Source organism: Campylobacter sp. 2352 PW (assembly GCF_024723575.1).
Taxonomy (GTDB): Bacteria; Campylobacterota; Campylobacteria; order Campylobacterales; family Campylobacteraceae; genus Campylobacter_D.
In genome coordinates this window covers 95,550-115,192 of the sequence record NZ_JANQCX010000007.1, presented here as the reverse complement: position 1 = coordinate 115,192, position 19,643 = coordinate 95,550, and the positions used below count along the sequence as shown (strand labels likewise).

General features: G+C 31.1%; 19 protein-coding genes. 9 read left to right on the top strand and 10 right to left on the bottom strand.

What is annotated here, in order from left to right; translation table 11 throughout:
* The coding region (locus CAMP5121_RS05610; protein WP_337215016.1) for a cache domain-containing protein at nt 1–1,022 on the bottom strand (1,022 nt) is incomplete at its 3' end.
* A gap of 173 nt (nt 1,023–1,195) precedes the next feature.
* Nucleotides 1,196–1,792, bottom strand: a complete 597-nt coding sequence (locus tag CAMP5121_RS05605) for a peroxiredoxin (protein WP_263725135.1) — start codon at nt 1,790–1,792, stop codon at nt 1,196–1,198.
* A 184-nt stretch (nt 1,793–1,976) separates the two neighbouring features.
* On the opposite strand from CAMP5121_RS05605, the gene CAMP5121_RS05600 reads away from it, so the two are divergent.
* The 6 genes from CAMP5121_RS05600 (at nt 1,977) to CAMP5121_RS05575 (ending at nt 5,295) form a co-directional block, all read left to right on the top strand.
* Nucleotides 1,977–2,261 carry a DUF362 domain-containing protein gene (locus CAMP5121_RS05600; RefSeq protein ID WP_173786825.1) on the top strand — a complete coding sequence of 95 codons (285 nt, stop codon included), beginning with the start codon at nt 1,977–1,979 and terminating at the stop codon, nt 2,259–2,261.
* Between the two features lie 141 nt (nt 2,262–2,402).
* Nucleotides 2,403–2,816: a nucleoside-diphosphate kinase gene (gene ndk, locus CAMP5121_RS05595; RefSeq protein ID WP_173786824.1), complete on the top strand. Its 414-nt coding sequence runs from the start codon at nt 2,403–2,405 to the stop codon at nt 2,814–2,816.
* Nucleotides 2,816–3,169 carry a hypothetical protein gene (locus CAMP5121_RS05590; RefSeq protein ID WP_173786823.1) on the top strand — a complete coding sequence of 118 codons (354 nt, stop codon included), beginning with the start codon at nt 2,816–2,818 and terminating at the stop codon, nt 3,167–3,169. Before ndk ends, CAMP5121_RS05590 begins: the two co-directional genes overlap by 1 nt.
* Nucleotides 3,170–3,183: 14 nt before the next feature.
* A complete protein-coding gene (gene rpmF / locus CAMP5121_RS05585; protein ID WP_012662034.1) occupies nt 3,184–3,330 on the top strand; it encodes a 50S ribosomal protein L32 in 147 nt (48 codons plus the stop codon).
* A gap of 5 nt (nt 3,331–3,335) precedes the next feature.
* On the top strand, nt 3,336–4,325 hold the full coding sequence (gene plsX, locus CAMP5121_RS05580) for a phosphate acyltransferase PlsX (protein WP_173786822.1): 990 nt from the start codon (nt 3,336–3,338) through the stop codon (nt 4,323–4,325).
* Complete coding sequence (locus tag CAMP5121_RS05575; RefSeq protein ID WP_337215015.1) at nt 4,312–5,295, top strand: beta-ketoacyl-ACP synthase III; 984 nt, start codon at nt 4,312–4,314, stop codon at nt 5,293–5,295. Before plsX ends, CAMP5121_RS05575 begins: the two co-directional genes overlap by 14 nt.
* An 8-nt stretch (nt 5,296–5,303) precedes the next feature.
* Here the strand turns inward: CAMP5121_RS05575 and motB are convergent, their stop codons facing one another.
* From motB to polA, 3 genes are read right to left on the bottom strand one after another with little or no spacing between them, the layout of a single operon-like run.
* A complete protein-coding gene (gene motB / locus CAMP5121_RS05570; RefSeq protein ID WP_263679464.1) occupies nt 5,304–6,044 on the bottom strand; it encodes a flagellar motor protein MotB in 741 nt (246 codons plus the stop codon).
* Nucleotides 6,045–6,054: 10 nt separating this feature from the next.
* Complete coding sequence (motA, locus tag CAMP5121_RS05565) at nt 6,055–6,828, bottom strand: flagellar motor stator protein MotA (RefSeq protein WP_039619177.1); 774 nt, start codon at nt 6,826–6,828, stop codon at nt 6,055–6,057.
* Between the two features lie 12 nt (nt 6,829–6,840).
* On the bottom strand, nt 6,841–9,480 hold the full coding sequence (gene polA, locus CAMP5121_RS05560; protein ID WP_337215014.1) for a DNA polymerase I: 2,640 nt from the start codon (nt 9,478–9,480) through the stop codon (nt 6,841–6,843).
* Between the two features lie 136 nt (nt 9,481–9,616).
* On the opposite strand from polA, the gene CAMP5121_RS05555 reads away from it, so the two are divergent.
* Nucleotides 9,617–10,969 (top strand): MFS transporter, encoded by a 1,353-nt coding sequence (locus CAMP5121_RS05555; RefSeq protein ID WP_263702346.1) that lies wholly within the window; start codon nt 9,617–9,619, stop codon nt 10,967–10,969.
* Nucleotides 10,969–11,973, top strand: coding sequence for a nucleoside hydrolase (locus CAMP5121_RS05550; protein ID WP_337215019.1), 1,005 nt, complete (start codon nt 10,969–10,971; stop codon nt 11,971–11,973). Before CAMP5121_RS05555 ends, CAMP5121_RS05550 begins: the two co-directional genes overlap by 1 nt.
* Here the strand turns inward: CAMP5121_RS05550 and CAMP5121_RS05545 are convergent.
* Nucleotides 11,929–12,372 (bottom strand): YqaA family protein, encoded by a 444-nt coding sequence (locus CAMP5121_RS05545; protein ID WP_263727662.1) that lies wholly within the window; start codon nt 12,370–12,372, stop codon nt 11,929–11,931. The genes CAMP5121_RS05550 and CAMP5121_RS05545 overlap by 45 nt on opposite strands.
* Before the next feature lie 275 nt (nt 12,373–12,647).
* On the opposite strand from CAMP5121_RS05545, the gene trpB reads away from it, so the two are divergent.
* Nucleotides 12,648–13,823, top strand: coding sequence for a tryptophan synthase subunit beta (trpB, locus tag CAMP5121_RS05540; protein WP_337215013.1), 1,176 nt, complete (start codon nt 12,648–12,650; stop codon nt 13,821–13,823).
* Nucleotides 13,824–13,841: 18 nt separating this feature from the next.
* On the opposite strand, the gene uvrA is transcribed toward trpB, so the two are convergent.
* The 4 genes from uvrA to ubiE are packed head-to-tail and all read right to left on the bottom strand — an operon-like array spanning nt 13,842 to nt 19,639.
* Nucleotides 13,842–16,667, bottom strand: coding sequence for an excinuclease ABC subunit UvrA (gene uvrA, locus CAMP5121_RS05535; protein WP_337215012.1), 2,826 nt, complete (start codon nt 16,665–16,667; stop codon nt 13,842–13,844).
* A 21-nt stretch (nt 16,668–16,688) separates the two neighbouring features.
* A complete protein-coding gene (gene serC / locus CAMP5121_RS05530; protein WP_337215011.1) occupies nt 16,689–17,765 on the bottom strand; it encodes a phosphoserine transaminase in 1,077 nt (358 codons plus the stop codon).
* Between the two features lie 12 nt (nt 17,766–17,777).
* On the bottom strand, nt 17,778–18,941 hold the full coding sequence (gene xseA, locus CAMP5121_RS05525; protein ID WP_337215010.1) for an exodeoxyribonuclease VII large subunit: 1,164 nt from the start codon (nt 18,939–18,941) through the stop codon (nt 17,778–17,780).
* Nucleotides 18,938–19,639, bottom strand: coding sequence for a bifunctional demethylmenaquinone methyltransferase/2-methoxy-6-polyprenyl-1,4-benzoquinol methylase UbiE (gene ubiE, locus CAMP5121_RS05520; protein ID WP_337215009.1), 702 nt, complete (start codon nt 19,637–19,639; stop codon nt 18,938–18,940). Before ubiE ends, xseA begins: the two co-directional genes overlap by 4 nt.
* Between the last annotated feature and the right edge of the window lie 4 nt (nt 19,640–19,643).

Genomic DNA, 19,643 nt, shown 5'->3' with positions numbered 1-19,643 from the left:
TTTTGTATAGCTTGTAAAGGTGATAACAATCTTGATGAAATAAAATAAACAATAAGACATGATAAAATTAAAATCACAATAGATGTTATAATTTGATCAAATACATCTTCAATAACTAATTTATCTAAATCATCTTGTTTTTGAATTGCACACGCTACATAGTTAACATGAGCATTTGAATTATTAATATTTGCACAAACTCCAAATCTTTTTTCTCTACTATTTATCCCAGTATATTCAAAAGTCTTATAATCACCTACTATTTTATGGTGATTTTTAATCTCATCGATGTTTGGGTATGATTTTAATATTAAAGACTTATCGTTAGATGCAAAAGGTATTGAACTAGTATTGTCAAAAACAAATACACTTCCTGGTAATTTTTCAAATGTTTTTTGTAGAGATGTTAAAAGTAAATCAACACCCAAAACAGCTATAAGTTTTCCATTTTTTTCAATAGGTACAGAATAAGTAAAACTAGGGAATTTTGTTACTGAATCTTCGTACACATCACTTACAAAAACACCTTTATTTTTTAATGCTCCCTTGTACCAATCTCGCGTAGTCGCATTATATTGAGGATCATCATAATAACTTATACCACCACCTCTTTTTCTAAAAGGTATTCCTTTCTTATCTGATTCTGCATCACTAACAAGCATGGTTCCATCAGGAAAACCAAGATATACTGCTAAAGTATTTGAACCGTCTTTAAATACTTTCAAATCCTTAGCAAAATATTCCCCTAATTTATCAAAATTTTCTGTCTGATATTTTGGTAATGAATCTATATATTTTTTTATAGATAATAGAATTTCAACATAACTTTCAATATAAGTTTCCACTTGAGCAGTAGTTACTAATAAATAATCTTTATTTGCATTTTTACTATTTATAATAAGATTTTCTCTACTTGAATAAAAAGCCATTGCCGTTACTATAAACAAAGCTAAAGCAACTATAATCCCTGTAGTATAAGAAAGTTTATTTTTTACACTAATAAAACTATTTTTAAAAAGCATTTATTTTCCTTGAATTTTATTATCATTATATTAATAATTCTATCAAAAAATTATAATAATAATTTTAAAAATTCATAAAAAAACAAAATATTTTTTAAAAATGTAAAATAAAGTGATAGATGTAGAAATTTTTTAGTAAAATAGCAGTGAAGTAAGACTTCACTGCTATAAAATTATAGTTTACTTTCGTTTTTGCTTAGATAATCAGCAACACCTTTAGGGTCAGCTTTCATACCTTCATCACCTTTGTTCCAGCCAGCTGGGCAAACTTCACCATGTTCATTAGTAAATAACATAGTATCAACCATTCTAATCATCTCATCAATGTTTCTTCCAAGTGGTAAGTCATTGATCACTGCATGACGAATTGTTCCATCAGCATCAAGTAAGAAAGAACCTCTTAAAGCAACTGCCTCTTCAAATAAAACATCAAAATTTCTAGCAATTTGTTTAGTTAAATCAGCTACTAAAGGAAATTTAACTTGACCTATACCACCTTGATTTACTGGCATATTTTTCCATGCAAAGTGAGAAAATTCATTATCGCAAGATACGCCGATTACTTCAATACCTCTATCTTTAAAATCTTGATATCTTTTATCAAAAGCAATGATTTCAGACGGGCAAACAAAAGTAAAGTCTTTTGGATAGAAAAATACTACCGCGCCTTTTGGTCCTATATTTTTATAAAGATTAAAATCTTCAACTATTTGGTTATTTCCTAATACAGCTGGTGCTGTAAAATCAATAGCTTTTTTAGTAACTATCATTTTTTATCTCCTAATTAATAAATTTTATTTGTAACAAAATAATATCATTTGTAAATTTAAAAATTTATTAATTGTGTAAAATTATCCATAATTTAATTTTATTATCAAAATTAATAGATTTTAAGAATAAAATTAACACAATTTTGATAATCTTGCATTCAACATTAATATTAAGGAGTAAAAAATGGCAGTTAAAATTACTGATATTTGTATAGCATGTGGTTCTTGTATAGATGAATGCCCAGTAAGTGCGATCGTAGATGATGCAAATAATCCTGAGGGCGAAGACAGATATTATGTTTATGCAGATAAATGTGTTGAGTGTGTAGGACACAATGATCAACCAGCCTGTGCAAGTGCTTGCCCAACCGATGGTTGTATTGTATGGAGTGATGTAGTAGGTGGTCAACCAAGTCGTGATAACATCGGTAGTGATTTAAGAGACGGTTCAACTCCAGTATTTGCTTAATAAATTTTAATGTAAGTATCTTGATTTCAAGTTACTTACAAACCCTTCAATAACTCTAAACTTTTATATAAATTTAAAGCATTTTTTGGTATAATTAGCTCTTTTATAAATATAAAACTTATTTAAATTAAGGGGACGATTTTGGAAAAAACACTTTCTATTATTAAACCTGATGCAGTAAAAAAAGGTGTTATTGGTCAAATTTTAACACGCTTTGAAAACAATGGTCTAAGAATAGCAGCAACAAAAAAAATACAGCTTTCAGAAAAAGAAGCGCAAGAATTTTATGCTGTACACAAAGACAGACCTTTTTTTAAAGATTTAGTTGAATTTATGATCAGCGGTCCGGTTGTGGTTTCTGTTTTAGAAGGCGAAAATGCAGTATTAAAAAACAGAGAATTAATGGGTGCTACAAATCCAAAAGAAGCAGCTCCTGGTACTATTAGAGCAGATTTTGCAGATAGTATTGATGCAAATGCAGTTCATGGAAGTGATAGCTTAGAAAATGCAAAAATTGAAATAGAATTTTTCTTTTCAAAAACTGAAATTTTATAATGAAAATTGCCTTTGCAAAACTTAGCTCTGTGGCTTATCCTTTTAAGCTAGATCTTGATAATATAGTTTTTGAAGGAACTATTACAAAAGTTAATCCAAAATTAGCAAAAATAAAAGCTAATTTCAAAGGATTTACTTATAGAAACTGTGATCGATGTGGCGATGAAATGGAGCTTGAAATCGATCAAAATATAGAGCTTTTTGCAAGCGATGGAATTTTTAAAGATGAAAATAATACTTTAAGTGATACTATGGAGTTTTTTGACTCTCATATAGATTTAATAGAACTTGCCACAAGTGAGTTACAATCTTATTTAAGTGATTATTTTTATTGTAATAAATGTTTAAATTAATAAAGGAGTAAAAAATGGCAGTACCTAAGAGAAGAGTAAGTAAAACTCGTGCAGCAAAACGCAGAACTCATTATAAAGTTACCTTACCTATGCCTATAAAAGACAAAGATGGTAGCTATAAAATGCCTCACCGTGTAAATCCAGTAACTAAGGAATATTAATAACGATGACAAGCATTGCTATTGATGCAATGGGTGGTGATTTTGGGGAAAAACCTATTATAGAAGGTGTGATTCAAGCTCTAAAAGAGCGTGAATTTAAAGCTATCTTGGTAGGGGATCCTCAAAAACTAAAAACCTTGATTCCTCAAGAATTAAACTCATACATAGAATACGAAGAAGCTTTTGATGTGTTTGCTATGGATGAAAATTCCACAGATGCACTAAAAAGAAAAGATAGTACTATTTACAAAGCCATTGATTTAGTAAGAAATCAAAAAGCAAAAGCTGTTGTTTCTGCTGGGCATAGTGGAGCTACTATGAGTTTAGCTACATTAAGGCTTGGAAGATTAGCAAATATTGCTAGACCTGCAATTGCTACTTTAATGCCAAATATCCATTCAAGAACACTTGTACTAGATGTTGGAGCAAATGTTGATTGTAAAAGTGAGCATTTATTTCAATTTGCTATTATGGGTGAAGCCTATGCTAAAGAGATTTTAAAAATTACCAAACCTAGAGTTGCTTTGCTATCAAATGGCGAAGAAGAATGTAAGGGAAATGAGCTTACCAAAGAAACTCATCAACTCTTAAAGCAACTTCCAAATTTTGTCGGGAATGCCGAAGGTAGAGATATCTTTAATGGTACTATAGATGTATTAGTATGTGATGGATTTAATGGGAATATTTTACTTAAAACCGGCGAAGGTGTAGCAAGTGTTATCACAAAGCTTCTAAAACAAGAAATTCAAAAATCTTTTTTAGCAAAACTAGGCTATCTTTTAGCAAAACCAGCTTTTAATGAACTAAAAACTCATATTGACTATGAAGAATACGGTGGAGCTCCGCTTTTGGGTGTAAAAGAATGTGTCATTATAAGTCATGGAAAAAGTGGTCCAAAAGCTATAAAAAATGCTATTTTTCAAGCATTAAATTTCACACAATCAAATATAAATCAAACTATAGAAAAAGAACTTTCTAATTATGAAATCAACTAAAGCTTCCTTAAAAAGTATAGCTTCTTATATCCCTACAAAAACTCTGAGTAATTTTGACTTAGAAAAAATGGTTCAAACTAGTAATGAATGGATATTAAGAAGAACTGGTATAGAACAAAGACACATAGCAAATGATGATGAGAATACAAGCGATCTTGGTACTAAAGCAGCTATTAAAGCCATACAAAGAGCTAATTTAAATCCTCAAGATATAGATGCGATCATCGTAGCTACTTTAAGCCCTGATTATTTTACCATGCCATCAACTGCATGTAAAATCGCTCATAATTTGGGCTTAAAAAATATCACCGCTTTTGATATTTCTGCCGCATGCTCGGGATTTATTTATCTTTTAGAGCTTGCAAAATCTATGGTTGAAAGTGGTACTAAAAAAAATGTATTAATCATAGGGGCTGAAAAAATTAGTTCTATTATGGATTATACTGATAGAAGCATTTGCGTGCTATTTGGTGATGGAGCTGGGGCTGGAGTTGTGTCATTAGATGATAATTTTCCTATTATAGATACTCATACTGCAAGTGATGGGGAATTTGGAGATTTATTAATGACTCAAAGAGCTCAAAAAAGTAGTATCTGCTCTCCACTTTCCATGCAAATGAAAGGAAATGAAGTATTTAAAATCGCGGTGAATACTCTAAGTAATGATGTTATTGAAATTCTTGCAAAAAATAATATAAAAAGCAAAGAAATTGATCTTTTTATACCTCATCAAGCTAATTTAAGAATTATCAAGGCTGTACAAGAAAAATTAAATTTTACAGATGAACAATGCGTAGTTACTGTCCAAAAATATGGCAATACCTCAGCTGCTTCAATTCCTATGGCAATGAATGATGCTTACGAGCAAGGTCGCTTAAAACAAGGCTCACTAATATTGCTTGATGCTTTTGGCGGAGGCTTTACTTGGGGTTCAGTATTACTTCGTTTTGGTGGAGAAAATAACAAATAAGTAAAAACTTATTTGTTATTAAAAGCTCCAATTTGATCTAACACTGACTTTCTAGTTTGATTATCTGAAGAATCTACGCGGATATAAAATTCAACTCTATTGTTTATTTCATCTTCTTTGTTTGCACTCAAAGGATAATTTTCACCAAAACTAACCACTATAAGTTGAGCTGGATTAATTCCTCTAGCAATCAAATAATCAGCCACAACTTGAGCTCTTTTACTTGCTAAATCAAAATTTCTTTTAGGATCTTTATCACTTGCATCAGTATAACCTCTAAGTTCTATTTGAGCTTGTTTTGGCATTCTTTTTAAAACTTCGCTAATACGTTTTAGAAAATCTTGCACATCAGCTGAATCAATTTGTGTACTACCCCTAGCAAATTCAACCCTTGCAGGCAAATTTAAAACTATATTATTTTCTCTTTGATCTAATGCTGCTTTTAATTTTTCTATATTTTCTTGTTGGGTGATACTTAATTTTTTAAGCTTTTCAAGCTCTTCAACATTTGCATTAGATGGCGCACTATATTTATTATGCACTTCACTTTCTTTTTCCAAAGGATTTGAAGCAGTAAATTCAAAAATTTTAACAAATTCAGTTTTTAAAGCCTCAGTTTTAGCGGGGTTACTTTCAGAAATCGCCCAAAGAGCAATAAAAAGCGCCAAAAGCAAACTTAAAAAGTCTGCATAAGGCACAGCCCATTTTTCACCTGCTGGACATTCTGGACATTTATGTTTTTTTCCCATTTTTTAACTCTTACTTATCAAATTGAGAAATTCTAGGCTCACCTTGTCCAAGGTAATTAAACAATTTAGCCTCTAAATCTCTAGGGTTAGCTCCCTCTGCAATACTTACTATAGCATGCGAGATAACTATCCTTTCTTTAATGAGCTCATGAGCATTAGCTTTGATTTTATGACCCCAAGGTCCAAATAAAGCATAAGCACCAAAAATTCCAGTTACCGTTGCAGTAAATGCTCCTGCAATACCTGCTGCCATAGCTTGAGGATCATCTAAAAGTTGCAAAGCAAGCATAAGCCCCATAACCGCACCAACAAGACCCATAGTAGGACAAGTCTCACCAAAGCGTATCCAATATTCAGCAGTTTCTTTATAGTATTCTTCCATTTCTTCTATTTGGATTTCCATGCTTTCTTTAATCTCTTCTACACTCTTACCATCAACCATCATCATCATGGTTTCTTTTAAAAACTCATTATCAATTTCATTAGTTTTTGATTCTAAAGCCAAAAGCCCATCTCTTCTTGCTATGATAGAGTATTCTACAAGCTCAGCTATCCTTTGACTTAAATTTACCCCTGCACCTTTAAAGGCAAGTTTTAATTCTTTATAAGCTGCTTTAACAAATTTTTTATGCGTTGCTGTCATCGCACAAAAAGCCGCAGTTGGAACCACGATCAAAAACGAACTTAAGTGCAAAACATGTAAAGGGTTACCACCCTCTAAAATATCCCCCACAGAAATACTAACAACAGCTAATACCATCCCAAGTATGGTTGAAAGATCCATTAATTATTCTCCTTATTTTAATGCGCCCCAATTTTTGGCAATACTTGATGAAGTTTTTAATTTAACTTTTAATTTTACAATATTTTCCATAATATCACTAGCATTTTTTGCAAATTCCTCACAAAGTTCATCTTTTACTTCAAAAATAAGCTCATCATGGATTTGTAAAATCAAGCGTTTATTTTCATCTAAATCTTTTGCAATTTCTATCATTGCAAGTTTTATTATATCGGCAGCAGAACCTTGAAGTGTAGAGTTAATGCTCTCTCTTTCATACATTGCCACATGCATAGGCTTTGCATTTTCAAAGTCAAAATAACGCTTACGGCCTAGTAAAGTCTTTATAAAACCATTTTGCTTAGCTTCATTTTTTACCTTTTCAAAATAAGTTTTTATACTAGTAAAATTCTCAAAATATTTTTCAATATATTCTTTAGCTAACTTTGCTTCTATTTTTAAATTTTGACTCAAAGTCTTATAACCCATACCATAAATAAGACCAAAATTTATGCTTTTCGCAATACTTCTTGTCTCATAATCACTACGGTTAAAAATCATAATAGCAGTTTTTGCATGAATATCCTCATTGTTTGAAAACGCTTCTAATAATTTCTCATCTTCACTAAAATGCGCTAGCATTCTAAGCTCAATTTGTGAATAATCAAGTGAGATAAAACTAAATCCTTCTTTTGCTACAAAACAGGATTTATAATCTTTAGCATATTGACCATGTGCAGGGATATTTTGCAAATTTGGATCTTTTGATGAAAGGCGTCCCGTGGCTGTTCCTGTTTGTAAAAAGCTAGAATAAATTCTTGAGTTTTCATCTTTTTTAGCTAATTTTAACAAAGGTTCGCAATAAGTAGAAACTAATTTTGCAAGCTCTCTATAAGCTAAAATTTCTTTCACAATCGGATGTTCATCTAAAATAGCATTTAAAACCTTTTCATCAGTAGAATACCCTGTTTTGCTTTTTTTACCACTTGGTAGCTTTAGTTTTTCAAATAAAATATCCCCTACTTGTTTAGGAGAGTTAATATTAAATTTTTCACCCGCTAAATCATATATTTTTTCACTAAGTATTTTTATATCTTGATTAAAACTTTGCATTAGGCTTTCAAGCTTTTGAGTATCAAGTTTAATGCCATTATTTTCCATCATAATAAGCACTTTGATAAATTCAAACTCACTTTTTTGCGCAAGCTCAAACAAAGGCTTTTCTAAATTTTTTAAAAAATACAAATAAAATCTTAAAGTAACATAAGCATCCTCGGCTGCATATTTACAAGCTTTTTCTACATCCACTCCTGCAAAGCTTTCTCCTTTTTTTACCAAGTCTTCAAAATGCAAAGTCTCATAATCAAACAATCTTTTTGCTAAATCATCCATATTTACACGCAAACTTGGCTCTTTAAGCCATGCAAGTATCATAGTATCAGCATAGTTTTTTGGAGGAAGTAAATTAAAATTGTTTTTTATAATCTCAAAATCATATTTAAGATTATGACCTATAACCATGCTTTGATAGATTTTTTCTATACCCTTTTTAGCCACTTGCATAGAAATTTGCTTACAAACACCTAAATAATCATGTGCAAGTGGTACATAAAAGGCTTCACTTTCATGAAAACAAAAACTAAACCCTACTATCTTAGCTTCTTTAGTATCTAAGCCCGTAGTTTCAGTGTCAAAAGCAACAATGCTTTGATCATCAATTTTTTCTAAAATTTCAAATAATTCTTTCTCATCTAAAATTAATCTTGCATTAAATCCTAAATTTTTATCTTTATTAGTAGGATTAGTGCGTAGTTTTTTTAACAAAGCATTTAATTCATAATACTCTAAAATATCCATAATCTTAAGCAAAGGTTCATCTTTTGGATACTCACAGTTTAAAAGCATATTTTTCACATCTAAATCTTCGTACAAAGAAGCAAGTTTTTTGCTCAAAAAGGCATTTTCTTTACCTTCAAGAAGCAAATTTCTGTTTCTTTCATTACGCACTAGTGTTAAGTTTTCATAAATTCCTTCAATACTTTCAAACTCATCAAGTAAATTCTTAGCACCCTTAGCACCAATTCCTTTTACACCTGGGATATTATCTGAGCTATCTCCACATAGAGCTAAAAAATCTCTTATTTGGCTAGGTTTTACCCCATATTTTTCTAAACACCCTGCTTCATTATAATCATTTTTTGAAATAGGACTATAAATACTAACTTTATCATCTTTTATAAGTTGATATAAATCTTTATCTTGAGTAATAATTCTTATAAAAATATCCTTATTTTCACACTCTTTAACCAAAGATGCGATGATATCATCAGCCTCATATCCTTCGCAAGAAAAACTTGAAAAACCCATTTTTTCTATCATTTGAATGCAAATTGGAATTTGAGCTAATAAATCAGGTGGAGGTGGAGTGCGGTTGATTTTATAATTTGGATCAATTTCACTTCTAAAAGTTTTTCCTTTACTATCAAGAGCAAAAATAATCATATCACTAGGATGATCATTTTTCAAACTATAAATAAAATTAGCAAAACCGCTTATCATATTACTAGGTTCGCCTTTTGAATTTTTCAAACCCTTTAAAGCATAAAAAAGCCTAAAGAAAAAGCCAAAAGTATCAATTATGGTTAAAGTTTTCATTTTTTTCCTATATTAAAAAATAATAATAATAATTATCGCCCAAAATTATTTAAAAGTCGGTAAAAAGTATTAAATTTCCATTTTAAGCATTTTAGATAAAATTATCATTTTGAAATTTCAAAATAAAGGTTTAATCTTGCAAACAAAATCAATCGCGGATGAAAATTTTCAAACTCCACAAGGAAAAAAGGCCTTTAAAAAGGCTGTGTTTTCATGTTGGCTAGGAACTGCTATGGAATATGCAGATTTTGCACTTTATGGCTTAGCTGCAGCTACTGTTTTTTCAGAAGTTTTCTTTCCTGAGCAAACTCCTGTTATAGCATTATTGCTTAGTTTTGTTACTTATGGTATAGGTTTTATTGCTAGACCTATTGGAGCTTTATTTTTTGGATATTTAGGAGATAAATACGGAAGAAAAAATGTATTGATGAGCACCATTGCATTAATGGGTATTTCAACTACTTTAATTGGTTTTATACCAAGTTATGCAGTAATTGGAATTTGGGCTCCTATATGTTTGGTTATTTTGCGTTTTATGCAAGGCTTTGGCGCAGGCGCTGAGCTTTCAGGTGGAACTGTCATGCTTGGAGAATATGCTCCTAGTAAGCATAGAGGTTTAATCTCTTCTATCATCGCTCTTGGATCAAATAGTGGAACCTTACTTGCAGCTTTTGTATGGCTTTTAGTTACAAGCATGGATGATGATAGTTTTAAAGAATGGGGATGGAGAATTCCTTTTATAGGAAGTATCTTCATAGCACTTTTTGCTGTTTATATGCGTTTAAATGTAAAAGAAACTCCTGTTTTTGAAAAACAAAAAGAATTAATGCTAAAAATTCGTCATGAAAATGAAGTACATATGAAAAAAGATGAAAGAACTTTTTGGCAAAAAAGTCGCGCATTTTGGACTATGGTGGGTATAAGGATAGGAGAAAATGGGCCATCTTATCTTGCACAAGGCTTTATAGTAGGCTATGTAACTAAAATTTTACTTCTTGATAAATCAGTAGCCACAACTGCTGTTGTTATCGCTTCTTTGGTGGGATTTTTAGTTATACCTTTAGCAGGATATTTAAGTGATAAATTTGGAAGACGTATTACTTATAGAACCTTTTGCTTACTTTTAATGCTTTATGCCTTCCCTGCTTTTATGTTACTTGATAGTAAAAATGAAATTATCGTGATTTTAACTATCATCGTAGGTATGTCTTTGGCATCTTTAGGAATTTTTGGTGTGCAAGCTGCGTGGGGTGTAGAACTTTTTGGAGCAAAAAATCGCTATACCAAAATGGCACTAGCAAAAGAATTTGGCTCTATACTTTCAGGAGGAACTGCTCCCATGATAGCTTCAGCTTTGCTTGCTTATTATGGCACTTGGTGGCCAATAGCCTTGTATTTTGTTATCACCGCAGGAATTGGTTTTATCACAACTTTCTTTGCACCAGAAACTAGAGGTAGGGATTTAAATTTAATAGAAGATGCGATATGATACGCCTTATTTTAGATACTGATATAGGTAATGGAATAGCAGGGGCTAATACCGATGATGGTTTAGCCCTTGGGCTTATTTTAGCCTCTAAAGAAATCAAACTTGAAATGATTAGCACTTTAAGTGGTAATGTACAAGCTTTAACCGCTTATAGCGTTGCTAAAGATTTATTAAATAAGCTTAATCTAGACATACCTTTGTATCTAGGTGCTCATGAAGCTTTATGTGAAGATAGTCATTTTTGGAGACAAAGGCTAGATAAAAGCGTAGAAGAGTTTAAGCTTACTCATCTTTGGGATCATATAAAACCTATAAAAATCTTAGAAAACATAAGCCCAAATGCTTGTATGAAAATGGGCGAACTTGTTATGCAAAACCCAGGTGAAATTTCAATTTGCGCTATAGGACCTTTAACAAATATAGCCATAGCGATGAAGCTTTTTAAAGACTTTGATAAAAATGTGAAAGAAATTTTTATCATGGGTGGAAGTTTTGATATGCCTTATCATATCAAAGATACAAATTTTGGTTTTGATCCTGAAGCTGCTAGTATAGTTTTAAACTCAAGAGCTAAAATCACACTTGTTCCTTATAATGCAACAATGCAAACTATGCTCACACATGAAGATTTAAATGCTTTAGAAAATCAAAATCCTCTTTGTGATTTTTTAGTACAGACTTTAAGAGTTTGGATTGATTATGCAAGCAAAACAAGAGGTACAAATGGCACATGGATACATGATGCATTAACTATTGCTTATATGCTTGATCCTAATTTAGCAAATTTTGATGAGTATTTAGTAGATGTCATTTGTGATAGTACTTTTGCTAGAGGAAGCACGATAAGGTGTTTTAAAGATGCTAAAATGCCTATGAAAAATCATGAATTAAAAAACACTATAAAAGTTTTAAAAGATATTGATAATGCTAGACTTTTAAATCTTTTAAAATCAAGACTTTTAAATGGAATTTGCTATGAAAATTACAAAAGCATAACGGCTTAATTTACCCAAGGCTATAAAAATACTTGCTTTTAAAAAAGAATACTTAGCAAATCCAAGCCCTAGCGCAAAAATATCTCCCGCTATGGGTAAAAAAGTAAAAAAAGCATACAAAGAGCCAAATTTTTTAAAGTTTGCATTGATTTTTTCTAATTTACGCAAAGAGCCTTTAAAATATTTTTCTAAAATTTGACTCTCTCCAAAATAAGCTAATGCATAAGTACTTAAACTACCCAAAGTATTTCCCAAACTTGCGACAAATAAAACCATATAAGCATTAAAATCTAATTTCACAAAAGCAAGCACAAAAGCCTCACTTGCCATAGGCAAAAGTGTGCTAGAGAGAAAACATACTATAAAAAGCCCTATATAGCTTATGTCATTATATAAAAAATCAAACATTACAAATTTTCTTAGTATTTATTTTCCAAATTATCATTTTAAAGAATTTTTAATAATAATTATCTTAGAATGTAAAGTCATTTGGCAATTTTTTAAAAGGAAAAACTATGGAAAGGAAAAAATTTTCTAAACTAAATTTAGAATACTCATTTAACAAAGCTTCTTTTTCTTGGCGTTAAGCCTACTACTACATTTTCAATCATTTTTTATTTTACATTTTTAGTTTTAGTTGATCATTTTTGATTTTATATTATTAATTATTTTAAGGAAATACTATGAAAAAATATTATGGAAAATTTGGTGGGCAATTTGTACCAAATGAAGTAAAAATAGCATTAGATGAAGTAGAAAAAGCTTTTTTAAAACTCAAAAAAGATAAAGATTTTAACACAGAATTAAAAGAACTCTTAGTTAATTATGTAGGAAGACCTACACCTTTATACCATGCTAAAAATTTAAGCAAGCTTTATAATCATGAAATTTATTTAAAAAGAGAAGACTTAACTCACACAGGAGCTCATAAGATCAACAATGCCATAGCTCAAGCCTTAATGGCAAAGAAAATGAATAAGAAAAAAATTATTGCAGAAACCGGAGCAGGACAACACGGGCTTGCAACCGCTACTGCAGCAGCACTTTTAGGACTTGAATGTGAGATATTTATGGGAGCTATTGATGTAAAAAGACAAGCCTTAAATGTCTATAAAATGGAGCTTTTAGGAGCAAAAGTTCACGCAGTAGAAAGTGGAAGTAAAACTTTAAGTGATGCGGTAGATGAGGCTTTAAATTTTTGGGTTAAAAATACTAAAGAAGTATTTTATGTAGTAGGAAGTGCAGTGGGGCCTTATCCTTATCCGCAAATTGTTACGCATTTTCAAAGTATTATAGGTAAAGAATGCAAAATGCAACTTAGAAAATTAAATAAAAAAGTAGATTACATCATAGCAGCAGCTGGAGGTGGTAGCAATGCTGCTGGAATTTTTCATGCATTTTTAAAAGATGAAAAAGTTAAGCTCATAGGTGTTGAAGCAGCAGGTTTAGGAAAAGATACACCTTATCATGCAGCTACACTTACTAAAGGTAAAGAGGGTATTATCCATGGTATGAAAACTAAGGTTTTACAAGATGATAAAGGCAATATTGCTCATACTTTTAGCATCTCTGCTGGGCTTGATTACCCTGGCATAGGTCCTTTGCACGCATATTTACAAGAAAGTAAAAGAGCAAGTTATCATGCTATTAGCGATGATGAGTGTATTAATGCTTTAAAATTATTATGTAAAGAAGAAGGTATTATACCCGCTATTGAAAGCTCACATGCATTAGCTTATCTAGAAAAACTTTGCCCTACTTTAAAGAAAAAAAGTGTGATAGTTGTAAATCTTTCAGGAAGAGGCGATAAAGATATGCAAAGTATTTATGAGTATAAAAAAGGTGAAATTTATGGTTGAAGGATAACTTCAACCAATTTATTTTTTTGTGCTTTTTAGCTCTAAATTTAGATAATACCCCGTATAAGAACCACTTTTTTCATGATTCTTAGCAAGCTCTTCAACGCTACCTTTAGCTATAACCTTACCACCTTTAACTCCACCTTCAGGTCCCATATCGATGATATAATCAGCATTTTTAATCACATCTAAATTATGCTCTATCACAAACACACTATTTCCAAGATCAACTAAATGTTGCAAAACTAAAATAAGCTTATTAACATCTTCAAAATGAAGTCCTGTTGTAGGCTCATCTAAAATATAAAGAGTTTTTCCTGTATCGCTTCTGCTTAATTCTTTAGCTAGCTTAATACGCTGAGCCTCCCCACCACTTAAAGTAGTTGCATTTTGTCCTAAGGTAAGATAATCAAGCCCAACTTTTACCAAAGTATCAAGCTTTTGCTTTATCTTTGGCACAGAAGTAAAAAACTCGCTTGCCTCAATAATACTCATATTTAAAACATCGGCTATGCTTTTACCTTTATATTTAATCTCTAAAGTTGCATCATTGTATCTTTTGCCATTACAAACATCACAAGTTACCATCACATCAGGCAAAAAGTGCATTTCGATTTTAATCTCACCATCGCCGCTACACTTTTCACATCTTCCACCTTTAACATTAAAAGAAAAACGTCCTGCTTTATAACCTCGTATTTTAGCTTCTTTAGTAGCTGCAAAAAGATTACGAATTTCATCCATAGCGCCTGTATAAGTAGCAGGATTTGAACGCGGGGTACGACCTATAGGACTTTGATCAAGATAAATCACCTTATCAAGTTTTTCTAAACCTTCTATTTTAGCCCCGCTTAGTTTTTTAACTTTTTTAGCACGGTTAAGCTCTTCTTTTGCAAATGGAAGCAAAGTTTGTAAAATTAATGAGCTTTTACCACTTCCTGAAACGCCTGTAATTGCCACAAGGTTACGTAATGGAAAATCTACACTTAAATTTTGAATATTATTAATACTCACATCTTTTAAACTAATAAAATCTTTTTGTTCTCTATTTTTTTGATGAGCAATTTGCTTTTTGCCACTCATATAAAGGGCGGTTTGGCTTTTGCTTTTTAACAATTCTTTATAAGTTCCACTAAATACAACCTCACCACCAAATTTACCAGCATTTGGACCAATATCTACGATAAAATCTGCTTCTTCTATAGTCATTTTATCATGCTCAACTACGATTAAAGTATTACCCTTTTGCTGAAGATTTCTTAAAGTTTTAATGAGTTTTGCCGTATCTCGCTCATGTAAACCAATGCTAGGCTCGTCCAAAACATACATCACTCCACTTAAACCACTACCAATTTGAGATGCTATACGAATTCTTTGAGCCTCACCCCCACTAATGGTTCTTGCATCACGCCCTAAAGATAAATACCCAAGTCCTACATCATAAAGAAAAAATAATCTTTCATTAATTTCTTTAAAAATAGGTTTAGCTATCAATCTTTCTTGCTCACTTAAATACGCAAAATTAGCTTCTTTTGAAAAAAATGCAGTGGTATTTTCTATGCTCATATCTAAAATTTCACCCAAATTTTTTTCAGCTACTTTTACAGCTAAACTTTCAGCTCTTAAACGATGACCATTGCAATCTTTGCAAGTTTTTTCGCTCATATACTCGCTTAAATCTTTTTCATCTTTTAGCATTTCATAGGCATATTTAACCGCACCTTCAAATTTGCGATTTAAACGATGTCTTTTCCATAAAAAGTTAATTTCCTTGGCATTACCATAAAGCACTAGACGCTTTTCTTCTTCACTTAACTCATTATATGGAATTTTTACCCTGATATCATTTTGCTCGCAAAAGGCCATTAAAAACTTATAATAATAACTTTTATTAAACCCATATAAAAGCTTTATAGCTCCTGCTTCTAAGCTTAATTCTTCATTGATAAGCTTTTTCATATCAAGTGTGTATCTTATACCAAGACCATCACAACTTGGACAAGCGCCTTTTGGAGAATTAAAAGAAAAACTCAAAGGCTCAAGCAAAGGAAAAGAAATTTTACAATCAAAACAAGCATTATGCTCACTATAATGAAAATGTTTTGCTATGTTTAATTCTTCATTATTTAAAACTTCGATTTCCACCTCACCAAAGCTCTCGCTAAGCCCTTTTTCTATATCGCTTGCAAGTCTTGCTAGCATATCATCTTGCACTTGGAGTCTATCTATTACAAGTTTTATTGTATGTTTTTTGGTTTTAGCAAGCTCAATATCCTCATCAAGACGCGTTAAAACCCCATCAATTTGTGCTCTAACATAGCCTTTTGCGACTAAATTTTCCAAAAGATCTGCAAAAGTTCCTTTTTTTTCTTTAATCAACGGCGCATAAATGATGATTTTTGCCCCTTTTGGAAGCTTTAAGATTTCACCTACGATATCTGCTGCACTCATAGATGAAATTTTTTGACCACATTGATGACAGTGTTGTGAGCCAATCCTTGCATATAAAAGTCTTAAATAATCATAAATTTCAGTAATAGTCCCAACAGTTGATCGAGGATTTTTAGAAGTTGTTTTTTGATCAATAGCAATAGCAGGAGTTAAACCTTCTATTTTATCAACATTTGGTTTACCCACTTTATCTAAAAACTGCCTTGCATAAGCACTTAAACTCTCAATATAGCGACGTTGTCCTTCTGCATAAAGCGTACCAAAAGCTAAAGTGGATTTACCACTTCCACTAAGTCCTGTAAAAACTATGAGTTTATTTTTAGGAATTTCTAGGTTGATATTTTTAAGGTTATTCTCTTTAGCACCAATGATACTTATTTTGTCATTATTCATAAAAATCCTCTTTTTACCTAATCAAGCATGTTTTTTAGCAAAATCTTTCATGAATTCACTTAACTTTTGAACCTTTTCAATGCTGATAGAATTATAAATACTAGCGCGAATTCCACCTAAAATTTTATGCCCCTTAAGACCTATCATACCATTTTCTTCAGCTTCTTTTACAAAAACTGGTTCTAAGTTTTTATCACAAGCTATATTAAAACTGACATTCATTAACGATCTATCTTCTTTTTTAGCATGACCTTTATAAAAACCATTACTCTCATCAATCACATCGTATAAAATTTTAGCCTTTTGTATGTTTTGCTCATTGATTTTATCTAAGCCACCTTGATTTAAAAGCCATTTCATTTCAAGATTAAACATATATATAGCAAAGGTTGCTGGAGTATTAAATAAAGAATTATTTTCAGCATAAACACTGTATTTTAACATACTAGGTATATTTTTGTTTTTACTACGCTCTATCATATCTTTGCGGATAAATGCACAAGCAAGTCCGGAAATTCCTGCATTTTTTTGCACTCCACCAAAAAGCATAGCAACATTAGAAAAATCTATCTTTTTAGAGAAAAAATCACTAGAAGCATCAATTATCAAAGGACTTTTAGTCTTTGGATAGCTTTTATACTGAGTTCCATAAATGGTATTATTAGAGCATATATAAGCATAATCTGCATTATCACTAAATTCAAATTGTGGGATATGATCAAACTCACTTTCTTGGCTACTTGCTACTATTTTTGTATTTACTCCTAAAATTTCAGCCTCTTTAATAGCTTTTTTAGTCCAAACACCAGTATTAGCAAATTCACAAACTCCACCCATATATAAATTCATAGGTATCATAGCAAATTGCAAACTAGCCCCACCTTGCATTAAAAGCACTTCATAATCATCATTTACACCATAAAGCTCTTTTGCCATTTTAATAGCTTCAAAATGCACTTCTTCAAAAACCTTTCCACGATGAGAAACTTCCATAATAGAAAAGCCTTTACCATGATAATCAAACAAATGCTCCTGTGCTTCTTTTAAAACCTCATCAGGCAGATTTGAAGGACCTGCACTAAAATTCATTACTCTCATTTTGTCTCCTTTTTATAGTATTTGGGCTTCTTTACTCTCATTTATTGAGCAAAGTTTTATAATATCTCCTTTTTTTAGTTTTTCAAGAGAGATATTTTTGCCATCTTTTTGTAAATTTATCAAATTTTTACTTTTATCAAAGAAATTTTTATGCTGAGTTAAAAGCTCTTCAAAATTATTAAGTTTGTTTTCATAATTTAATAATTTTAAATTTAAAACGCTCTTTAGTTGACTTTGTAAAAAATCAAGCTTTTGTTTTCTAAGAAAAAAAGCATTTTCTAAAGATTTCGCTTTGGCTAAATTTTGTAAATGATCGATTTTATTTTGATAAAACTTAAGATGATTTAACATTTGGTTTTTAAAACGCATAGCAAGTTCATCAAGTCCTTGTTCTAAGCTTAGTTTATTTGGAAAAATCATATCAATAGCCGCACTTGGAGTTGGTGCTCTTAAATCTGCTACAAAGTCACTAATAACATAATCAATCTCATGTCCAATAGCAGAAACAATAGGCGTTTTTAAAGAAAAAATACATCTTGCAAGTTCTTCATCATTAAAACAAAACAAATCTTCTCTGCTTCCACCACCTCTTGCTAAAATAATCGCATCTAAATTAAACTCATCAGCTTTTTTTAAAGCATTTATCAAAGAATTTGGAGCGCTTTGTCCTTGAGTGAGGGCATTAAAAATAGTTATTTTGCAAAGATTGTATTCTTTTTGTGAAATTAACTTTAACATATCTTGCAAAGCAGCTGAAGTAAAAGAAGTGATTATGCCTATTTTTTTAGGAAATTTAACAATGCTTTTTTTAGCATTTGTATCAAACAAACCTTCTTTTTCAAGCTTTTCTTTTAGGGCTAAAAATTTAGCTTCTAAATCCCCAAGGCTTGTTTTTTGCATACTTTTAGCGATAAATTGATACCTACCACTTGCTTCATACAAACTCACATAACCTCTTAGATCAAGCATATCGCCAACCTTAGGTTTAGCTTGAACAAATTGATTAAAGCCTTTAAACATCACGCAAGCTATGCTTGATTTTTCATCTTTTAAATCAAAATACCAATGTCCTGAACTATGAATGGTAATTTTAGAAATTTCTCCACTAAGCTCTATATCATCAAGATGAAATTCTAATAAGCTTTTAGCTTTTAGATTAAGTTCTGAAACTTTCATTTTTTTCTTGCAATAAACATAGAACAAACACCAAAGCTAAAGCTTTTATACTCTAACATTTCAAAGTGCACACTCAATTCTTTAATAAATTCTTCTTTGCTTAAAAAATCTTCTATAGAATTTGGTAAATACTCATAAGCACTATAATTTTTACTAATAAATCCACCCACTTTTGGCAAAATATTTTTTAAGTAAAAATCTCTACAAGCAGCTATAAAACCACCCTGCTCTCTTTTGGTAAATTCAAGCACAAGTAAAATCCCATCCTTTTTTAACACTCTTGCAAATTCTTTTATAGCTTCTTTCCTATCTACCACATTGCGTATGCCATAACTTATACTTATGATGTCTGCACTTTCATTTTCGAGTGGAAGTACTTGTGCTTTTGCTTGTACAAAAGTCGCATCAGGAATTTTTTTCCTAGCCACTTCAAGCATGCCCGCACTTGGATCAACCCCTTTTATACTAATGATATTTTTATTTGCTCTTAAGGCTTGATTTTGCCATTCTACAATCATATCGCCCGTACCACAAGCTACATCGATAATATCAAGTTCATCATTAGAAAATTTAAAAACATCCAAACAAGCTTTTTTTCTCCAACTCACATCACTTCCAAAACTTAAAATTCTATTAGCCTTATCATAAGTTGGTGCTATATCATCAAACATTTTAACTATTTTTTCTTGTTTTTGCATGTTT

What these genes read in the sequence shown, in the direction of transcription:
- CAMP5121_RS05605 (WP_263725135.1), bottom strand. Translation starts at nt 1,792, where the DNA reads ATGATAGTTACTAAAAAAGCTATTGATTTTACAGCACCAGCTGTATTA.
- CAMP5121_RS05600 (WP_173786825.1), top strand. Translation starts at nt 1,977, where the DNA reads ATGGCAGTTAAAATTACTGATATTTGTATAGCATGTGGTTCTTGTATA.
- CAMP5121_RS05590 (WP_173786823.1), top strand. Translation starts at nt 2,816, where the DNA reads ATGAAAATTGCCTTTGCAAAACTTAGCTCTGTGGCTTATCCTTTTAAG.
- rpmF (WP_012662034.1), top strand. Translation starts at nt 3,184, where the DNA reads ATGGCAGTACCTAAGAGAAGAGTAAGTAAAACTCGTGCAGCAAAACGC.
- plsX (WP_173786822.1), top strand. Translation starts at nt 3,336, where the DNA reads ATGACAAGCATTGCTATTGATGCAATGGGTGGTGATTTTGGGGAAAAA.
- CAMP5121_RS05575 (WP_337215015.1), top strand. Translation starts at nt 4,312, where the DNA reads ATGAAATCAACTAAAGCTTCCTTAAAAAGTATAGCTTCTTATATCCCT.
- motB (WP_263679464.1), bottom strand. Translation starts at nt 6,044, where the DNA reads ATGGGAAAAAAACATAAATGTCCAGAATGTCCAGCAGGTGAAAAATGG.
- motA (WP_039619177.1), bottom strand. Translation starts at nt 6,828, where the DNA reads ATGGATCTTTCAACCATACTTGGGATGGTATTAGCTGTTGTTAGTATT.
- polA (WP_337215014.1), bottom strand. Translation starts at nt 9,480, where the DNA reads ATGAAAACTTTAACCATAATTGATACTTTTGGCTTTTTCTTTAGGCTT.
- CAMP5121_RS05545 (WP_263727662.1), bottom strand. Translation starts at nt 12,372, where the DNA reads ATGTTTGATTTTTTATATAATGACATAAGCTATATAGGGCTTTTTATA.
- trpB (WP_337215013.1), top strand. Translation starts at nt 12,648, where the DNA reads ATGAAAAAATATTATGGAAAATTTGGTGGGCAATTTGTACCAAATGAA.
- uvrA (WP_337215012.1), bottom strand. Translation starts at nt 16,667, where the DNA reads ATGAATAATGACAAAATAAGTATCATTGGTGCTAAAGAGAATAACCTT.
- serC (WP_337215011.1), bottom strand. Translation starts at nt 17,765, where the DNA reads ATGAGAGTAATGAATTTTAGTGCAGGTCCTTCAAATCTGCCTGATGAG.
- xseA (WP_337215010.1), bottom strand. Translation starts at nt 18,941, where the DNA reads ATGAAAGTTTCAGAACTTAATCTAAAAGCTAAAAGCTTATTAGAATTT.
- ubiE (WP_337215009.1), bottom strand. Translation starts at nt 19,639, where the DNA reads ATGCAAAAACAAGAAAAAATAGTTAAAATGTTTGATGATATAGCACCA.